Below are 18,478 nucleotides of genomic sequence, written 5' to 3' on the forward strand. Positions count from 1 at the left end.
TCAGATGTCCATGAAAGAATTGATCAAAATCTTCAAAATTGATGTCCATAGATGACCACAAATGAGCCGGAGTGATGATTTGAACACCCTCGATCCGACGGACCTGAAAATCCTGCTGGAGCTGATCCGTGATCCCAGGGTTCAGATCGGTGAACTCAGCGAGTCCCTGGGGATTGCGCGCAACACCGCCCAATCGAGGATGCGCCGCCTTGTCCGCTCGGGCGTATTGAACGACGGCGGCCGCGAGGTCGACCTCGAAAAGGTGGGGTACGACGTCGTCGGCTTCGTGACGCTGGAGGTGACCCACAGGGAACTCGACGGCGTGATCGGAGCCCTGCGCCGCATCCCCCAGGTCCTCGAGGTGCACGAAATTTCCGGGCGGGGCGATCTCTTATGCCGGGTGGTGGCCACCGACACGCACAACCTGCAAACCGCGCTCCGCTCCATCCTCAGAACCAAGGGCGTCATCCGCACGGAAACGGTGCTTGCCCTGCACACCCATATCCCCTACCGGACAGAGCCGCTCATCGGCAGGCTCGTGGATGCCGCTGAGACGGCCGACGCCGCGAAACGGGTCAAAGCACAGGTTTCCACTGATTCGCCGGTCAGGGAAGCCGACTAGGATTCCAGAATGGATTGGCTCTCTTCTCTTCAGCACCTCAACTGGCTGGCGATACTCCTGGCCTTCGTTTCCAGCATGGTCATCGGATTTGTCTGGTACATGCCGGCGGTCTTCGGCAGACGGTGGATGCAGGCCATTGGCAAGACCGAGGAAGACCTCAAGAAGATCGACGGCGGCGCAGGAATCTGGATCCCCCTGATGGTGGCCGCAGCCCTCACGAGCATCGTGTTGGCCGTCCTGATCGGCAAGCTGGGTGTGCAGGGAAGCTTGCACGCTGGTTTCTTTGCGCTGGTGATTGCGGTGGTATTCCGAGTCGGCGGCCACGTCATCCACAACGGTTTCGCGGGCAGGCCGTCCGCCGCGACCCTCATCGACTCCGGCCATGACATCGTGGCCATGACTGCCGCCGGGGCAATCATCGGGGCGTTGCAGTAGAGGAGGAGAATAACCTCGTGACCATCATTGACAATGCCGTCTATGTGAACGGCATCCGGACCGCGACTCCGGGAAGCCTCGAGCAAAGCGTCGAAACACTGGCCGCGCACGGCGGAATGGTGTGGATTGGACTGTACCGGCCGGACGAGACGGAAATGGCGGCCGTGGCTGCCGAATTCGGCCTCCACCTGCTCGCCGTCGAGGACGCCGTCAACGCCCACCAGCGGCCCAAGCTGGAACGCTACGACAACAACCTCTTCACCGTCCTGCGGCCTGCGAGATACGTGGACGCTACCGAGACCGTGGAGTTCGGTGAACTTCACATCTTCACGGGGAGGAACTTCGTGGTCACGGTCCGGCATGCGGAAACACCCGGGGTGGCCAAAGTCCGTAGGGATCTGGAACAACAACCGGAGCTTCTGCGGCATGGCCCCGAAGCCGTCCTGTACGCACTGCTGGACCGAGTGGTGGACGACTACGGCCCCGTGATCTCGGGCCTGGAAAACGACATTGACGAGATCGAGGACCAGCTCTTCGGTGGCGATCCCCTGGTTTCGCGGCGCATCTATGAACTCGCCCGCGAAGTCATTCAGTTCCAGCGCGCAATCAACCCGCTCCCCGAAATGATGGCCTCCCTGAAGCGCGGGTTCGAGAAATACGGAGTAGACATCGAGCTACAGCGCAAACTCCGCGATGTGGAAGACCACGTCGAGCAGGTAATTTCGCGGGCAAACGGGTTCCGCGACCTGCTCCAAAACGCCCTGACCCTCGACGGGACCCTCACCGCGAACCGGCAAAACGAAGCGAGTGCGGCACAAAACGAACAAACCAAGAAGATCTCCTCCTGGGCCGCGATCTTCTTTGCACCGGCGTTCGTCACCGGGCTCTACGGAATGAACTTCGACGTTATGCCTGAACTCCATTGGCCGCTCGGCTATCCCATGGCACTCGGCATGATGGTTCTCGCGGGCTTTGTCATGTATGTCATCTTCAAGCGGAAGAACTGGCTCTAGTGGTTCCCGGACAGGAGGGCTTCAGCAGGGGCAAGATCATTACTCCCGGAACGCCCGCGCAACTGGGAGCCTTCGGTTTGTTCCATCCGGCGAAGTCACAGGAGCGGATCCTCACCCCCACGGCGCAACGGCTCACCGTCAAGGCGGCCGACGATGTGCTCTGGGCCAGTTTCGCGGAGTTGTGCGGCGGCCCCATGTCGACAGCGGACTACATGGCTTTGGCTAAGGACTACGGAACGTGGGTGATCGACGGCGTACCCTCGCCGACGGCCGGATCGGTAGCCGGGTCCGCCTCGGCCTGGCAACGCCTCAGCGATCTGGTTGATGTCCTGTACGAGCAGGACATCACTCTGTTCCTGGTGGGCCACGGCCCCTTGGACTGGGATGTGGCCGGCGGCTTGGCGCACCGGACGAGTGCCGGGCCCGTTGACGGGGCCAAGATCGCGAGCCGCCTGTCGCTCCTGGGCCGAGTGGAGGCCACGGAGCCTTTTGAAGAAGTAGAGGCCGGGGGCAGCTGAAGGCTGGCTCGCGGGGGGCGGCATCCGCCCCCCTCCCGAACCTAAGCCCAGGAGGGGTGGCGGTGCCGCAGTTGGACCCTAGACGCGTGACCTGCCGCGGATGAAGTGGAAAATCAGGACGATCACAGCAACAACCAGAAGCAGGTGAATGAGCCCGCCGCCGATGTTGCCAATAAAGCCGAGAAGCCAGAGAACGGCAATAACGATGGCTATCCAAAGCAACATGAGAGTCTCCCTTGTTTGGTTGCGTGCCCTGGCCGGCGGCCGAGGCATTCATTGGTAAGTATACTTATCAATGGGGGTGAGTGGGTGGTTCAGTGCGGTTTTTCCATCTGGAAGCCACACCGGCACGCGGAAATATTGGAGCAAACTTGTCCGGTTGAGCGTTAGTGGATTGGGATCTCGGCAGAGGCTAGCTTGCACGGAGGCCGAGCGCATCGAGGGTGGCAACAGCCGTCGTCGGGCCTCCGCAGTCACGGCCGTCCGGATACGTAGCCGTGGGCTTGAGCCTCACATGGCTCATGCCGATCGACCAGCCGGAGGTGTTGGTGCCCGACGTCGTGAGATCGAGCGGGTGGTCGTTGATGCCGGCCTCGATACGAACGTCGATGCTTCCGTCCGCCATGCGCAAGGACACCGATTGAGGCGCCCCGGGCGAGTTCGGCAGGGGAACGGGACCGGGTGTAAGCGGTGTCAAGGCGTTGACGGAAAAGCTGTGGCACGTGCCGTCCTGGCACAGCTCTATGACGAGCGCGGCGAGATTCGCCGCGCGCTCCGCGGTGACGTGCAAGTTTACCAACGAGATGTAGCCGACGGCCGGGCACACGCTGGCCGATCCACATGACAGGAGCAGGGGCACCCCGATGGCGAGTGCGCCAAGAACCGCACAGACGCGACCTGCTGGACCGAAGCGACGCATCGGGACCCCCTTACCGGAATCATGGTACGTCTGTCAGTGAGCGACACCAGGTCGCATGCTCATCCATTCGGCCCGAAGGATCGAAAATACCTCCTTGTCGTAACGCCTGCCGTCGTAGACCCAGCTACTGCGAAGGACACCGTCGGAACGCATCCCCAGCCGCTGCGCGACGGCTACGCTGCGGTCGTTGTCGGTGCGGCAGCGCCATTCGACGCGGGACATCCCCCGCTCTAGGAAGGCCCATTCCATGAGCAGTTCGACCGAGCGGGTGATGAGGCCCCCTCCGACAGCACCGGGTTCGAGCCAGCAGCCAATTTCGCAAATGCCCCAGGCGGAGTCGAACGTCACAAACATCACGCCTCCGACGATCCTGCCGTCGTTCCAGAGCCCATAGATGCGCGCCCCATCGTTCGCTGTGGCTGTGGCGTAACGCTGAAGCGTAGCGCGGGCACCCTCGACGGTCTCGGTGACAAAGGTCGGCCCGACCCACGGCCGGATATGGTCCCGCGCCCTGCTCATGTGCTCGGCAAAATCACGGGCGTGCCATGTCTCGAGAGGCTTCAAGACGACGCCTTCTCGCACTACTGTTTCGAACATAGTTTCTCCAGAGGGTTTTCCCAGGCTTTGCTTGCCACTGGGGGATTTCTCGGACGTGTGCGCCTCAGAACAACAAGACCAGCCCGACGCCGGCCGCCGCGGCTCCGACGCATGCCGCCATGGTGCCCACTCCGTTGAGGAGGGCCAATCCAGTCCGGCCGCTCTGGACAAGCCTGACGGTCTCCAAGCTTGCCGTGCTGAAGGTCGTGTATCCGCCGAGGAATCCGGTGCCGAGAATCAGCTGAAGGGATTCAGGAGCCTGATGTGACATGACCAGCCCGGCCAGGATCCCCATGAGAAGTGACCCGGAGAAGTTGATGAAGATCGTGCCCAACGGCAGCGCAGTCCGGGCCCAGGAACGGACCACCCCATCCACCACGAAACGCGCGGCCGCCCCTGCGCCGCCCGCGAGCGCAATCAAAAGGAGGGTCATTTCAAGGCCTTCTGACCTTGTTGGGTGGACCGGTGCCGGAGCGCCCCAAGCCAAATACCCAGGGTTGTGGCCGCGACACCGCCTAACAGGCTGGCTGCCAGGTACCACATGGCGTCCATGCCGCGTCCTGCTCCGAAGAGGTGCACCGAGTCCAGCGCCAAGGTGCTGTAGGTGGTGTAGGCCCCTAGGAAACCACTACCGATGCCCAAGCGGGCAATCCGGCGGAGGCCGGCGTCGGGTCCGCTCCGGGCGAGTGCTTCGAGGAGCCAGCCAAGCGCGAGCGCACCGGACAGATTGATAAGCAGGGTGGGAAGCGGCCACGCCCCTGGCGCCGGAAGGGCCATGCCGAAACCGTAGCGGCTCAAAGCCCCGAGGATTCCGCCGGCCGCGACGAGCAGAACGAACCGCCCGTGAAGATGGAGCGGGCGGTGCGGTTGCCGGTCCGGTTGCGCCGCCTGGGTTTTGGCTCCGTGCGGCGCGGTGCTGCTTTCCTTCATTGATCCCTGCTTGGGTCGTGACGGCCCAAGGGAACCATGAGCACTGGGCAGTTTTGGCGATGTGCCAGATGCAAGGCTACCGATCCGGTGACTAGTCCTTCAAACCTCGGACCGAGGCCATGTTCCTTGGTTCCCACGACGATCATGGAAGCGTTGATACCCGCCGCATATCGGCCTAGCGACCGGGCAGGCTCGCCGGCGAGCGTCACGAAGGTCCACTGCACACCCGTTCCGTCGAGTTGATCCGCGATGCGGGATCGGAGGGACTCGGTGATGGCCGCGGCGTCGTCGTCGATGCCGTCGGGGTCGATCGCTTGGGCTGTGAGATGCCCGTCCCGGTCCCCTGCCGCCGGAAAGCTCGTGACATCGGCGAAGGCCAGGACCAAGTGCAATCCGGCACTGAGCGCTACTTCGGCGGCTTTCTCAACTACCGCGACCGGCTGGTGCGGGAGCACCCCTGCCAGCACCGGCCCTGTCAAGCGGGCCGGGCTGACCTTGTCCAGCGGCATATCCTCGCCACGCGGGTTGCTCATGGGCCCTCCAAATGTCCGGATGGTCAGGATGCGGGTTCCTCATCTTGCTCCAGTATGGACTTCTACGACTGGCGTTGTCCCAAGCGCTACGCGAGAATGTCGATATGTGCGGTCGGTTCAGTGTCGGTTTCGAAGCAGACTATCTCTCGAGGAAGCTCGGTGCCGTGCTGCGCGGTGATACCGACTATCCCTCGCCAACGCTCCAGATCAACCCGACTGACCCCGTGGTCTTTGTGCGGGGACGCGCCGGGGACGATTCGGTCGGACGCGAGCTCGCGGCCGGGCGCTGGGGCTTGGTTCCGACCTTCTCCAAGTCCTTCGATTCGAAGGTACCCACGTGGAATGCACGCTCGGAAACAGCTGGGTCAATCCCCGCGTTCAGGGCTTCCCTGCCGAAGTGGCGGGCGGTCGTCCCTGCCTCTGCCTACTACGAGTGGAAGAAGTCGGGCCCCGGCCGCAAGGATCCCAAGCAGCGCTACATCGTCGAGCCACAGGACGAGCTGATTACCTTCGCCGGATTGTTTGCGCCATGGCGCGACGAGAGCATCGAGGACAAGTCCGCACCCGGCGCGTGGCGTTTGTCCTGCTCGATCCTGACCATGGATTCCCCTCCCGAAGGCGTTCACGAAAGACTGCACAATCTGCATGACCGGATCCCGGTGCCGATCTCCGCGGACATGATCGACGATTGGATCGACCCCAAGGAAACCAGGGGCCAGGCCCTGTTGGACGCCGTGCTGGGCGAGGCGTATGGCTTGGCGTCGGCATGGACGATGAGGCCCGTGGAACTCATGGACGACAACACCAAGCTGGTGGACGTCGCAAACCCGGCTGCCTGACTCAACGCTCTCTGCGCTCAACGCTCGTAGCGCAGCTCGGCCCTCACGTCCGTGTCCTTTAGCCACGTCATTCTGGTGGCCGATCCGAAGGGATTCGGCCACCACTGCACCAGGACCTTGCCCTCCGACGTCCGGGTGACCATGGCCGGAACATATTGGAGGTACTTCGGCCAAACGAGCTTGGCGATCACGGGCACCCTTGAGACGGTTGACAGCGGTTCCGTTTGGCGCGGAGGCGGGGCGCCGACTGAATTCAACGGCGCGGGATATTCGGGCTGGTCAGGCATGCCCGAATACTACTGCGAGGCCTCGACAATATGGAGGTTGTTCCCGGCCGTGCGGCGGCCACTCCCCCTGCTTCTGGGAAGTGGCCGCCACTCGCTGGAGCCGCGCTAAAGCCGGGTGTCGAACGAATCGCAGAACACGTTCTCATTGAACGTTCCCTGGAATTCGGACTTCCCCTGGATTTTCTGGATCGTAGCCCGGATGGCCTCGCGGGTCCCTGCATGGGCGTTGATGGCCGTCTTGACCATCGGCACATCGATCAAGTGGTTCGGCTGGTTCAGGGAGACGAACACCGTGGGGACTTCCGTGACGTACCAAGGGATTTCCGCCGCCATGGGGCTGGACCACTTGATGCGGATCGCAGCCTCTTGGGCAAAACCCTTGACATTGGCAAAGACGAACGCGGCATCGTACTTTTCCGCGTAGTCACCCGTGGCCTCGTCCGAGATGACGGTCATGAAGTTCACGCCCGACTCCCCCGCAGCTTCGCGTTGCTCCGCCGTCTTGAAAAGGTGGACCTCGAAACCGGCGATTTCAAGTTCTTCCTTGACCGTATCCAGGTAGGCCAACGGATCTGCCCGGGTGAAATCGGAACCGCCGGAGATCCCGTACAGGCGGATGCGCTTATGCGTTTCCGGTGTGATCGGCAGGTTGCCGGCAGTGTCCTTGATCAACGTGACGGTCTTGTCGGCGATTTCGGCGGCGACGGCGAGGTGCGCCTCGCTGCCGATCAGCCGCAGGGCCTCAGGCGACGGCGTCAGTTCTTCCGGCAGTTTCTTGTGCAGCCCCAGGCTGGCCTTCAACCCCAAAATCCGGCGCAGCGCGTCATGCAGGCGCTGATCGCTGACCACGCCTGATTTGTAGCCGTCCAACATGTACTGGAAGTCCTCCGCCGGGTTGCGGAAGAACAGGAACATGTCGCACCCGGCGGCGATGGTGGCCGGGACCAGGTCCTTGCGCTTCTTGGCCTGGGTGAGGCCGACCATTTGGGATGCATCGGTGAGGATCAGTCCGTTGAAACCGAGTTCGCCACGGAGCAAGTCCTGGAGAAGCTCCGGAGCGAGGGTGGCGGGCAGGATGTCCCTGTCTTCCGTCCCCGGACGGAAATGCCGCGTGAGCTCCGGCGCCCCGATGTGTCCGACCATGATCGACTGGATCCCGTGGCCGGTCATTTCCCGGTAAACGTGCCCGTAGCTGGAATTCCACTCCGCGTACCCGAGTGTGTTGTACGAAGTGACCACGTGCTGGTCGCGTTCGTCCACGCCGTCGCCCGGGAAGTGCTTGATGGCGCAGACAGTGGGCGATTCGCTGATGCCGTCGAAGTACTCCTTGGCGCGCTCCACGACGATTTCCGGAGTGTTGCCGAACGCCCGGGTTGAGATGACCGTATTGCGCCAGTTGTAGTGGATGTCCACGATCGGCGCGAAGGCCCAGTTGCAGCCCAAAGCCGCGGTTTCCACACCGGCCACCTGGCCCATTTTCCGCGCGATGGACTTGTCCGGGTGTGAACCGGCCTGAAGGTGGGTCGACACGAAAGTTCCGTCGTCGCAGCTTCCTGCTCCGCCCATTTCCGGGTTGGAGGCCACCAAAAGCGGGATGCGCGTTTTGGATTGGGCATAACGGATGTGCTGCTGGACAGCGGCGGACGGACCCGGCCTGTACCGCATTCCGCCAACGTGATAGTTCTCCAGCACACCGTCGAGGTACTCCGGGGAGTAATCGTTGTTGTGGTTGATGAAGAGCTGCCCGATTTTTTCCTCAAGGCTCATGCCGCGGATGGTGGCATCCACCCACGCAACAGCCTCGTCGTCGAGGTTGAACGGCGCCGACTGGAGGTCGACGTCGAACTGCCGCGCCGGAGTGCCCGCGATACCGGCGCTGCCGGCCGCCGGAGCTTTGGAACCCGCGACGGCGGCAATCCCCGCCAACGCCTCCGAGACCACCTCGCTGACCGGTGCGGCGATGTCGACGACGAACCCGGCCTCGTCGGCGTCGAGCGGTTCCAGGGTGGCGAGCTGCGAATCAAGGAGGGCGGGCGGCATGAAGTGGCCGGAACGCCCTTCTGTCCGTTCCCTGAGTACCTCTTTGCTGCCGTGCAGGTGCAGGAAAACGGTGTCCGGGGCTTTCTCGCGGATGGCGTCCCGATAGCTGCGCCGGAGGGCGGAGCACGCGAGAACCAGCCCGCCGTTGCCGGCGTTGGCGAGTTCGGTGCCCACGGTCGCGAGCCAGGGCCAGCGGTCCTCATCAGTCAGGGGCGTGCCCGCAGCCATCTTGGCAACGTTTTCCACCGGGTGGAGCGAATCGCCGTCGAGAAACGGAACTCCCAGCGCCCGGGCGACGAGGTCTCCGATGGTGGTCTTGCCGCAACCGGAGACGCCCATCACCACGATGCGCCGCGGCTGTTCCGCGGCTGCGCCGGGGTCGCCAGCCACGGCCATGTTCCTACCAGTCATGGACGGTGCCGTCCACGAGGCGGTTGTAGGGCAGGTAGGCCTGCTGGTACGGGAAGGAGTTGGCGGCTTCTTCGTTGAATTCGACGCCGAGGCCCGGCTCGTCGCCGGGGTGCAGGTAGCCGTCGGTGAAGGTCATGGACTGCTCGAAGACCGTGTTGGTCTTGTCCGAGTGCTGCATGTATTCCTGGATGCCGTAGTTGTGGATGGCCAGGCCCACGTGAAGCTGTGCGGCGAAACCGACCGGCGAAATGTCAGTGGGGCCGTGGAAACCGGACTTGATCTGGTACTGCGCGGCGAAGTCCATGACCTTCTTCAGCGGCGAGATCCCGCCGAAGTGCGTTGACGCGGCCCGGACGTAGTCGATCAGCTGTTCCTTGATGAGGGTCTGGAAGTCGTAAACAGTGTTGAAGATTTCACCGATGGCCAGCGGCGTGGTGGTGTGCTGGCGGACCAGGCGCAACCCCTCCTGGTTTTCGGCCGGGGTGCAGTCTTCGAGCCAGAACAGGTCGTACGGTTCCAGGGCCTTGCCGAGCTTGGCTGCCTGGATGGGGGTCATGCGGTGGTGGCCGTCGTGCAGCAGCGGGATTTCCGGGCCGAATTCGTTGCGCACCGCTTCGAAGACGGTGGGCAGGTGGCGCAGGTAGGCGCGGGTGTCCCAGTCTTCTTCCTGCGGAAACGCACCGCGGCCGGCTGGCTCGTAGTCGTAGCGCTCGCCCGAGGCCTGAGCCTGCGCGGCCACGCCGTAGACGGCCTTGATGCCCGGGATCGCGGTTTGGATGCGGATCGACTTGTAACCGAGTTCCAGGTGCTCGCGGACCGAGTCGAACAAGGAAGGGATGTCCGCGCCCGAGGCGTGCCCGTACGCGCGAAGCCCGTTGCGGGAGGCGCCGCCCAGGAGCTGGTACACCGGCAGTCCGGCCACCTTGCCCTTGATGTCCCACAGGGCCATGTCGACGGCGGCGATGGCGGCCATGGTAACCGGGCCGCGGCGCCAGTACGAAGAGCGGTACAGGAACTGCCAGGTGTCCTCGATACGGTGCGGGTCTTTGCCGATCAGCAGCTGCGCGACGTGTTCCTTCAAGTACGCGGCCACTGCGAGTTCACGGCCGTTCAGGGTCGCGTCGCCGATGCCGGTCACGCCGTCCTCGGTAGTGATCCGCAAGGTCACGAAGTTCCGGGTGGGGCTGGTCACGAAGACTTCAGCGGCAATGATTTTCACAGCTGGTCCTTTCAGGGTTGCTGATCGAGGGCTGGACTGGCCCGGATGCGACGAGCACCACAGGGCGGGTAAAGACGATCTTAGGATGGATGACAATTATTGGCAACCGGTTGCTGTATTATTTCGTGGAGATTTTTTCTGGCCCGGCGGTTTCCCGAGCGGTTTCCCCGGCCGTCTACGAGGCAAGTTCCGAGGCTGCCCGCTCGACGGGAGTCGCGGACTCGGCCTCCGCGCCAAATGGCTCTGAGCCGGATGCTTCCAGGGCGCGACGGGCCTTGATTTCGCCCAGGATCTGGGCATGGAACGCGTCGGTCAACTTGTACTTGGCCATAACGACGATCGCGAGGACGGTCATGATGGCGGGCAGCGCACCTGCGGCAAACTGGATGGCTTGCAGGGACTCGGCGCTGTGCGTGGTGCCGGACTTATAACCGCCGGCAGCGAGAGCATATGCGGCAAGGGCGCCGCCGACGGCTTGGCCCGTCTTACGGGTGAAGGAGAACAGTGCGTAGGTGATGCCTTCAGTCCGGACACCGGTTTTCCATTCGCCGTACTCCACAGTGTCTGCTTCCAAGGCCCACACCACGATGTTGACGGCCATCACGCCAAGCATGCTCAGGAGCAGACCCGCGAATCCAACCCAGACGAGGGTGGCCGGAGCGAAGAAGACGATTGCGCCGCCGATGATAGCGAGGAAACCGGCAGCCACGTAGATGGTCTTCTTGCCGAAGTTTCGGACCAACCTCGGCATGAGCGGAGCGAGGGCAAAGGTCACCACAAGCTGGACGATGGAGAGGACAGCGTAAAGATCCAGCCTGCCGAGGACGTCGCGCAAGTAGTACAGCTGCACCGAAGACAGTGCCATGTAGCCGGTCAGGAAGAGGAAGGAGCTGAGGCACAGCATGAGCAGGGGACGGTTTGTCTTGAGCGTCGCCATGCTTTGCTTGAAGGAAACTTTGGGTACCGCACGGTGCACCCGCTCCTTGGCGGTCAGGAACGTGAAGAAGTACAGAGCCGCGCCGATCGCGACGAAGGCCAGAGTAATGATGGTGAACGTGGACTGCAGGTTGGCGCCGGGCTTGATCAGCGGAGCTACGAAGATGCCCAACGCGGAACTGACCAAAAGGGCGCCGACCATGCGGGCGGATCCGAGCTTGGCTCGCTCCCCCGGCTCCTGGGTCATCGCGCCCGCTAGCGAACCGTACGGGATGTTGACCAGCGAGTAGGCCAGGCCCAGCGCCGCATATGTCACGTAGGCATAGAGCAACATCCCTGTTTCGCCGACCTGTGGAATGGAGAAGGCCGCGACACTCAAAAGCAGCAATGGGATGGAGCCGAACATGATGAACGGGCGGAATTTTCCGAAGCGCTTGCTGTAGGCGCGGTCAACCAATCGTCCGGCGAAGACATCGGCGAAAGCGTCGAAGATCCTGACCGTAAGCAACAGGGTGCCGGCGGCCGCCGCGGATATGCCAGCGACGTCGGTGTAGTAGACAAGCAGGAACATGGTGGCGGTAGTGAAGGCAAGGTTGTTGGCGGCGTCGCCAGCCCCATAGCCTAGGATGCTGAGTTTGCTGAGCTTATTCATTGCGGGCTCCTTTACCCTTGCCGGTACCCCATGCCCCGGCTTGCGATGATGGAAAAGCTTCGGCCGACTAGGCCAGAAATTGTTGAAGCTTGATGTAATTCTAATCACCCTGGCAATCATTCGGCAAGCGGTTGCCAAATGTTTCCATAGAAACTTTCCAACTTCTGAACACATTCAAGATGTGAGCGAGCGATGCCGAAAAGGCCGTCAAAGATGAGCGAGCGTCAGGGGAAAGTGCCACATATCCGAGCGAGCGTCAGTTCCGGCGAACGCCCGCTCACATATGACCCGACTCCGGCGAACGCCCGCTCACATATGCCGGGCCAACGACGACGGCGCCCGTCGCCTTCACGGGGAAGGCAACGGGCGCCGTCGAAAGTACCTGGCGGATTAGCTGAGGTTGCCGGCAGCCGCGAAGGACTCGGCCAAACCCTCAACAAGGTCCACGATCGCCCTGTCTTCAACCAAGTCCGGATCCACGAGGCCGAGCAAAGCCTCGAGCCGGGCACGGCCAGTGAGGAGGTTCGCGGCGGCGATCCCTGCCGCCTGCGGGTCCTGGAGACCTGTTGCCGTGGCAGTGTAGGCGGTCCAGGCCGCGATCATCCGCGCAGCGGCCTGGCCGCTGCGGCCGGCTGCGCGCTCGGCGCGGAGCACAGGCACTGCCCGCATGCGCAGCTTGGTGCTGCCGTCCATGGCGATCTGGGCCAGGTGGTGGGCGATCCGGGAGTTCCCGAAGCGTTCCAGCAGGGCGGCCCGGTACTCGGGGATTCGCAAGTCCTCACCAGGCAGGTTGGAGGCGGCCTCGTCCCAAAAGTCCTCCACGGCCCGTCGGCAGGAATCATCAGCGAGGGCTTCGGCCACTGTCTTGTGTCCACGCAGCTGCCCGGCATAGGCGAGCAGCGAGTGGGCGCCATTGAGGAGCCACAGCTTGCGGTTCTCGTACGGCTCGATCTCGTCCACGAAAACGGCACCCGCGTCCTCCCAGTGCGGTCGCCCAGCGGGAAAGTCCCCGCTCAGGACCCAGTTGAGGAACGGCTCGGCGACCACGGGCGATTCGTCGCGGTATCCGCAGGCGGAAGCGACGGCGTCGATGTCGGCGTCCGTGGTCCGCGGCGTGATGCGGTCAACGGAAGTACTGACGAAACTGACATTGGCGTCGATCCAAGCGGCGAGCCCGGCGTCGAAGGCCTTGGCCATCCCCATCACGGCGCTTCTGGCGACGGTCCCGTTGTTGGAGAGATTGTCGCAGCAGACGACGGCGAGTGGGCCGGCGTCGGCATCGCGCCGTGCGGCGAGGCCCACCACCAGGCGGCCCAGCGGCGTCGTCGGCTTGCCGGAGGCAGAAGCATCAGCGAGCACGGCGAGGTCCGCGACGACGTCGGGCGCTTGGCTGTCCAGCTTGCCGTCGGCCCCAAGCCGGTAGGCGGCTTCGGTGATGGTGAGCGTGATGAGCGAGGTCAGCGGCGCCGAGACAAGCTCGACAAAACGCTCGACGTCGGCACCGTCGACAGCTTCGACGATGCTGCCAACAACCTCGAAAGAATCACCGGCGTCCGAACGCTCCACCACCGTGTACAAGCCGTCCTGGGCGGCCAGGACCTCCGCGGCATCCGGGCGGCGGCCCGTGAAGGAGGCAATGCCCCACTCGGCCGCGTCGCCTGCATGCTGGGTGTACCACGCCTGGTGGGAGCGGTGGAAGGCCCCCAGTCCCATGTGCACAATGCGTACCGGGGCCTTGGCGATGGGCCTGACGGAGCGGCTCAAGCGGGGAAGCTCCGCAGTTCGCTCGGGTTCGTTGCTCACAGCTTGAAGACCCTTCGGGGTGAGGAGTCGACGACGTCGACGATGATTTCGTGGGCTCGGTCCTCGCTGACACGATGTTCGGCGACGAGGCGCGCAAGGAAGGATGCTTCGATCCGGCGGGAAGCGTCGTGCCGGGCCGGGATCGAGCAGAACGCGCGGGTGTCGTCGATGAACCCCGATGACCGGGAGAAGCCGGTGGTCTCGGTGACGGCGGAGCGGAACCGCAGCATGGCGTCCGGTGCATCGAGGAACCACCAGGGAGCGCCGAGGTACACGGAGGGGTAGAACCCTGCCAGGGGCGCCAGCTCGCGGGAAAACACGGTCTCGTCGAGGGTGAACAGCACCAAGTGGAAGTCCTTGGCCGTGCCGAAGTCCTGGAGCAGGGGGCGGATGGCTTCGGTGTAGTTGGTGGCGAACGGGATGTCGTGTCCAGTGTCCGCTCCGTAGGCCGCGAAGGTGGGCTGGTGGTGGTTGCGGAAGGAACCCGGGTGGATGGTCATGACCAAACCGTCTTCCACCGACATCCTGGCCATCTGGTACATCATGTGGGCTTCGAACGTGTTGCGGTCCTCGGCCGTGGCCTTGCCGGCACGCGCCAGTTCGAAGATCCGCTCGGCTTCGGCCCGGTCCAGCTTGAGCGTCGCCGGGGTGAGGACGCCGTGGTCCGCGGAGACCGCGCCATGGTCCACGAAATAACGACGGCGGTTTTCCAGGGCTTTGATGTAGCCGGTGTAGCCGCTAGCGCCGTCGGCGGCGGATTCGACAAGCCGCTCGACGTTGGCACCCCATGCCGGGTGCGCGATGTTCAGGTAGGCATCCGGACGGAAGGTCGGCAGCACGCGGCCGTTGAAGGAGGGGTCCTCGGCGATCGCCTTGTGGCTGGCGAGACTGTCCAGGGGATCGTCCGTGGTGGCCAGGACCTCGATGTTGAAGTCCTTGAAGAGCTGGCGGGGACGGAAATCGGGCTCCACGAGCTTGGCGGCAATGGCGTCGTAGCTGGCATCTGCGGACATCTCGCCAAGGTCCGCGCCGAGCTTGAACACGCTGTCGAACTGCGTGCGCAGCCAGTACCCGGACGCCGTGCCTTCGAAGAGGGGCCACGCTTGGACGAACGTCCGCCAGATCTCCCGCGATTCGGACGCGTTGGCGCCTCCCGAGAGCAACTTGTCCATGGGGACTCCGCTGGCGTGGATCAGCCTCGTGACGTAGTGGTCCGGGCTGACCAGGAGCGCGGCCGGATCGGGGAACGGCGTGTTGTGCTCGATGACGGCGGCGTCAACGTGGCCGTGCGGAGAGATGATGGGCAGGTCCTGGACGCGCTCCAGTAGGGAGCGCGCAATGCTGCGCGTCCCGGGATCCGCGGGCAGGAGCCGGTCAGGATTGGCTGCGATCGACTGTGACATAGGTCAATTTTCGGCCGGAAGAATCAATCTGTCAACCGGTTGCCAACTATTGCCACCGCGTTGCATCTTCCACCGAAGATCACTTGAAACTACGCGATCAGCCGCCCGCTGGAACCGCGCACCACGAGCTCCGTGTCCACCCGGACGGCTTCCGCGGGCCCTTCCTGGCCTAGCAACATGTCCAGCAGGAGGGCGGCAGCGCGGGAACCGCACTCCCCCAGCGGCGACCTCACGGTGGTAAGCGCCGGCGTCGTGAAGTCTGCCCCGAAGATGTCGTCGAAGCCCACGATGCTGATCTGGTCCGGAACGTGCATTCCGGCGGCCTGGAGCTCCTGCATGAGGCCTATGGCAAGGAGATCGTTGTAGGTGATCACCGCCGTCGCACCGCTCGCCAGGACGTCGCGCGCTACTTGGCGGCCGCCGTCGACGGTTGGCTTGGACGATTCCAAGCGGACGGCTCCCAACTTGTACCAATCGCAGGCAGCTTGGACGCCTTCCCAGCGGCGGCGCGACATCCAGGACTGCGGCGGCCCCGCCACATAGGCGAGCTGCTGGTGGCCGTTGGCGGCTAGGCTCCGCACGGCCTGGCCAATCCCCTTGTTGACGTCCGGGACTACGCACGGCACGCCCTCTATTTCGCGATTGATCACGACTACCGGCTTGTCCGCAGCCAAAGCCCGGATCTTTTCGTCGTCCATGCGGGGGCTCGCCAGTATGAGGCCGTCCACCGTGCCCAGCATCCTGCGGGCCGCAATCAGTTCGGTGTCAGGCGACTCCGCAGACTCGGCCAACACCAGGGTGTAGTCCCGGGCCGAACCGGTGGTTTCCGCACCGCGGATAATGTCGAAGAACGTCGGGTTGGTGATATCCGCGACGATCAGTCCGATCGTCTGGGTACGGCCGGTGGGAAGCGCCCGGGCGAAGGGGTTCACCTGGTAATTCAGCTGCTCGGCGGCATCCTCGATGATTTTCTGGGTCTTGGCACTGACCCTGCCCGGCTTGCTCAGCGCGCGCGAAACCGTGGAAGGGTTGACTCCCGCAAGCCTCGCGATGTCGTAGATGGTGGGCGAGGATTTCTCCCCGCGTCCGCGCCTGGCGGGGGAAGTTACTGCTCCGGAGTTCGTCGCTTCAGTCACGGCTCAATCGTAATCTGGCTTGGCAACAAAAGCAGGACGGTTGCCAAACCATTCGGCCGGCGACCGCCCTGCTTAAGTGCCCTACTCACGCGCCCTGCGAGCTAGGAGCGCTCGGCGAACTTGCCTTCTTCGCTGATGCGCTTGTTGAGCTCGCGCATGTACTCCTCCTCGTCGAAGTCCAGGGAGACTTCCTTGCCGGTCCAGCTCGACAGGTGGATGGCGTTGGCCAGCCGGACGCCTTTGATGCCGTCCGAACCGGGTGCCAACAACGGAGTGCCGTCGAGGATGTTGGCCGCGAAGTTCTCCAGGACGCCGGCGTGTTGGCCGCCCCAGGCCGACTCGAACTCGATCACCTCGGTGGTGTAGTAGTCCTCGGCTTTCAATTCGCCCATGAAGAGCTTGCGGACATCGTCCATGTCCATGCCGTCGCTGAGTTCGCGCTCGGGTTTGACCAGGCGGGTGACCGTGGCGGTCTTGCTGTTTTCCACCACGATCTTGCCCTGGTCACCCAGGATCTCGAAGCGGTCCGTGCCCACAAGGTCGTGCGTGGCCGTGACGAAAACTCCGGTGGCACCGTTGCCGTAATCCACGACGGCGGTGACCTCGTCTTCCACGGCGATGTCCCGGCGGAATCCGTACGCCACCTTGGAGTAGACGGACTTCGGCACGCCGCAGATCCACTGCCACAGGTCGAGCTGGTGGGGTGCCTGGTTGACCAGGACGCCGCCGCCTTCGCCGCCCCACGTGGCGCGCCATTCGCTGGAGTTGTAGTAGCCCTGCGGGCGCCACCAGTTGGTGATGATCCAGTTGGTGCGCCGGATGGCCCCGATCTCGCCGTTGTCTACGATCTCCTTGAGCTTCTTGTACAGGGGGTTGTTGCGCTGGTTGAACATGATCCCGAAGGAAAGCTCGGGCTTGGAAGCCGCGAACTCATTGAGCCGCTTGACTTGCTTGGTGTAGACACCAGCGGGCTTCTCGACGAGGGCGTGGATGTTGCGCTTGAGCGATTCGATGCCCATTTCCGGGTGCAGGTAGTGGGGCACGCACGTGACGATCGCATCGACGTCGCCGCTTTCCAGCATCGCGATGTAGTCGTCGTAGAACGGCGCACCTGGGTACAGGGAGGCTGCCAGTTCCTTCTTTGCAGGATCGGTGTCGCAGATAGCGCCGATCACCATGTTCGGAACCAATCCGTCAGTGATGAACTTGGCGTACGTGCCGCCCTGCTGGCCCAGGCCGATGATGCCAAGGCGTACTTTCTTGCTCATGAGTAGATCTCCGTTGTAGTGGGATTAGAAGAGGTCGGCGTGACCCATGGCCACCAGGTTGTCGTATGAAGTCTGCAGGGCTTCCCACACCGTTCGGCCATAGAGCTCGTCCTGCTCCACGAGCAAGTACTCCGCGCCGGCAGCCTGGGCCGCGTGAATGATGGACGGGAAGTCAAGGTTGCCTTCGCCCACTTCGGCAAACTGGATCACGTTCTTGAACTCGGCCATGAAGCCCGCGAGGTCCCCCGTTTCCAGGAGCCCGAAGGCCGATTCCGGCAACTCCCCTATCCGGTAGTCCTTCAGATGCACCATGGCCGTGCGTCCGGCGTATTTGGCCAGGGTCCGGACGGGATCCAGGCCGCCGCGCTGCACCCAGTGCACGTCGATCTCCATGCCCATGGCCGGGGAGTTTTCGGCGATGATGTCCAGCATGTATGTGCCGTCGAACTTCGCGAACTCGATGTGATGGTTGTGGTAGTACAAGCCGATGCCGTGTTCACGGAGGCTTTCGGCGTATTCGTTGGCTTGCTTCGCGAAGTCCACCACGGCGTCGATCGACTTCATCGCCGGGAAGGGCATCATGCCAATCCGCAGGAGGTGGGTGTCCAGCCGCTTTGCGTCGTCAACGATCTTGTCGAAGTGGTCCTTAAGTGAGTCGCCGGGCATGCCCTTGGGCGTCTCCATGGCGACCGAAAGCGCCGCGATGTCCATGCCCAGTTCGCTCCGGGAGCGATCCAGTTCGGCAACGTTTTCCGGCGTCATCGGGATCTGCGAAATCTCGACGGCGTTGTACCCGATCGCGGTGACCTTGCGGAGCGTTTCAAACGCCCCGGCTTCGGCAAAACTACCCTTCAGCATCATTGCCTGTACGCCGATTTTTGCCACTTTTGTCCTCCGTTGGTTCCGGGCCTTTATGG

The 18,478-nt window shown here is 63.3% G+C and carries 20 protein-coding genes; 5 read left to right on the forward strand and 15 right to left on the reverse strand.

The genetic code is table 11. From position 1 onward, the window contains the following. Positions 1–61 precede the first annotated feature (61 nt). From VLA65_RS05705 to zapE, 4 genes are read left to right on the forward strand one after another with little or no spacing between them, the layout of a single operon-like run. On the forward strand, positions 62–622 hold the full coding sequence (locus VLA65_RS05705) for an Lrp/AsnC family transcriptional regulator (RefSeq protein WP_059387451.1): 561 nt from the start codon (positions 62–64) through the stop codon (positions 620–622). Positions 623–631: 9 nt separating this feature from the next. Further along, complete coding sequence (locus VLA65_RS05710; protein ID WP_332601996.1) at positions 632–1,057, forward strand: DUF1761 domain-containing protein; 426 nt, start codon at positions 632–634, stop codon at positions 1,055–1,057. A gap of 17 nt (positions 1,058–1,074) precedes the next feature. Further along, positions 1,075–2,070, forward strand: a complete 996-nt coding sequence (corA, locus tag VLA65_RS05715; RefSeq protein WP_059387449.1) for a magnesium/cobalt transporter CorA — start codon at positions 1,075–1,077, stop codon at positions 2,068–2,070. Continuing rightward, positions 2,070–2,588, forward strand: a complete 519-nt coding sequence (gene zapE, locus VLA65_RS05720; RefSeq protein ID WP_284991373.1) for an AFG1/ZapE family ATPase — start codon at positions 2,070–2,072, stop codon at positions 2,586–2,588. The genes corA and zapE overlap by 1 nt, the downstream gene beginning before the upstream one ends. A 78-nt stretch (positions 2,589–2,666) precedes the next feature. Here zapE and VLA65_RS05725 read toward each other — a convergent pair whose 3' ends face one another. The 6 genes from VLA65_RS05725 to VLA65_RS05750 form a co-directional block, all read right to left on the reverse strand. Further along, positions 2,667–2,813: a lmo0937 family membrane protein gene (locus tag VLA65_RS05725; RefSeq protein ID WP_113990531.1), complete on the reverse strand. Its 147-nt coding sequence runs from the start codon at positions 2,811–2,813 to the stop codon at positions 2,667–2,669. 187 nt (positions 2,814–3,000) lie between these two features. Then, positions 3,001–3,507, reverse strand: a complete 507-nt coding sequence (locus VLA65_RS05730) for a hypothetical protein (protein ID WP_332601997.1) — start codon at positions 3,505–3,507, stop codon at positions 3,001–3,003. 33 nt (positions 3,508–3,540) lie between these two features. Further along, a complete protein-coding gene (locus VLA65_RS05735) occupies positions 3,541–4,104 on the reverse strand; it encodes a GNAT family N-acetyltransferase (RefSeq protein WP_332601998.1) in 564 nt (187 codons plus the stop codon). Between the two features lie 64 nt (positions 4,105–4,168). Further along, positions 4,169–4,537: a fluoride efflux transporter CrcB gene (gene crcB, locus VLA65_RS05740; protein WP_284991369.1), complete on the reverse strand. Its 369-nt coding sequence runs from the start codon at positions 4,535–4,537 to the stop codon at positions 4,169–4,171. Continuing rightward, positions 4,534–5,034: a fluoride efflux transporter FluC gene (locus tag VLA65_RS05745; protein WP_084784312.1), complete on the reverse strand. Its 501-nt coding sequence runs from the start codon at positions 5,032–5,034 to the stop codon at positions 4,534–4,536. The genes crcB and VLA65_RS05745 overlap by 4 nt, the downstream gene beginning before the upstream one ends. Next, positions 5,031–5,567 (reverse strand): universal stress protein, encoded by a 537-nt coding sequence (locus VLA65_RS05750; RefSeq protein WP_059387445.1) that lies wholly within the window; start codon positions 5,565–5,567, stop codon positions 5,031–5,033. The genes VLA65_RS05745 and VLA65_RS05750 overlap by 4 nt, the downstream gene beginning before the upstream one ends. A gap of 104 nt (positions 5,568–5,671) precedes the next feature. Here VLA65_RS05750 and VLA65_RS05755 point away from each other — a divergent pair, with 104 nt between their 5' ends. Then, a complete protein-coding gene (locus VLA65_RS05755) occupies positions 5,672–6,406 on the forward strand; it encodes an SOS response-associated peptidase (RefSeq protein WP_332601999.1) in 735 nt (244 codons plus the stop codon). Between the two features lie 17 nt (positions 6,407–6,423). Here the strand turns inward: VLA65_RS05755 and VLA65_RS05760 are convergent, their stop codons facing one another. The 9 genes from VLA65_RS05760 to VLA65_RS05800 all read right to left on the reverse strand — a co-directional run bounded on the left by VLA65_RS05760 (position 6,424) and on the right by VLA65_RS05800 (position 18,446). Beyond that, the gene (locus tag VLA65_RS05760; protein ID WP_148667388.1) at positions 6,424–6,693 is read right to left on the reverse strand and encodes a hypothetical protein; all 270 of its coding nucleotides are present in this window, start codon (positions 6,691–6,693) and stop codon (positions 6,424–6,426) included. Between the two features lie 105 nt (positions 6,694–6,798). Beyond that, the gene (locus VLA65_RS05765) at positions 6,799–9,072 is read right to left on the reverse strand and encodes a gluconokinase, GntK/IdnK-type (protein WP_332602062.1); all 2,274 of its coding nucleotides are present in this window, start codon (positions 9,070–9,072) and stop codon (positions 6,799–6,801) included. 61 nt (positions 9,073–9,133) lie between these two features. Beyond that, a complete protein-coding gene (gene manD, locus VLA65_RS05770) occupies positions 9,134–10,363 on the reverse strand; it encodes a D-mannonate dehydratase ManD (RefSeq protein ID WP_332602000.1) in 1,230 nt (409 codons plus the stop codon). Between the two features lie 175 nt (positions 10,364–10,538). Beyond that, on the reverse strand, positions 10,539–11,951 hold the full coding sequence (uidB, locus tag VLA65_RS05775; protein WP_332602001.1) for a glucuronide transporter: 1,413 nt from the start codon (positions 11,949–11,951) through the stop codon (positions 10,539–10,541). A gap of 390 nt (positions 11,952–12,341) precedes the next feature. Continuing rightward, complete coding sequence (locus tag VLA65_RS05780) at positions 12,342–13,664, reverse strand: mannitol dehydrogenase family protein (RefSeq protein WP_332602063.1); 1,323 nt, start codon at positions 13,662–13,664, stop codon at positions 12,342–12,344. Between the two features lie 86 nt (positions 13,665–13,750). Beyond that, complete coding sequence (gene uxaC / locus VLA65_RS05785; protein WP_307052537.1) at positions 13,751–15,157, reverse strand: glucuronate isomerase; 1,407 nt, start codon at positions 15,155–15,157, stop codon at positions 13,751–13,753. Between the two features lie 89 nt (positions 15,158–15,246). After that, positions 15,247–16,293, reverse strand: coding sequence for a LacI family DNA-binding transcriptional regulator (locus tag VLA65_RS05790; protein WP_332602002.1), 1,047 nt, complete (start codon positions 16,291–16,293; stop codon positions 15,247–15,249). Between the two features lie 101 nt (positions 16,294–16,394). Next, on the reverse strand, positions 16,395–17,561 hold the full coding sequence (locus VLA65_RS05795; protein WP_059387437.1) for a Gfo/Idh/MocA family protein: 1,167 nt from the start codon (positions 17,559–17,561) through the stop codon (positions 16,395–16,397). 24 nt (positions 17,562–17,585) lie between these two features. Beyond that, positions 17,586–18,446 (reverse strand): sugar phosphate isomerase/epimerase family protein, encoded by an 861-nt coding sequence (locus VLA65_RS05800; RefSeq protein ID WP_332602003.1) that lies wholly within the window; start codon positions 18,444–18,446, stop codon positions 17,586–17,588. Between the last annotated feature and the right edge of the window lie 32 nt (positions 18,447–18,478).

Source organism: Arthrobacter sp. S2(2024) (genome assembly GCF_036662515.1).
Lineage (GTDB): Bacteria > Actinomycetota > Actinomycetes > Actinomycetales > Micrococcaceae > Arthrobacter.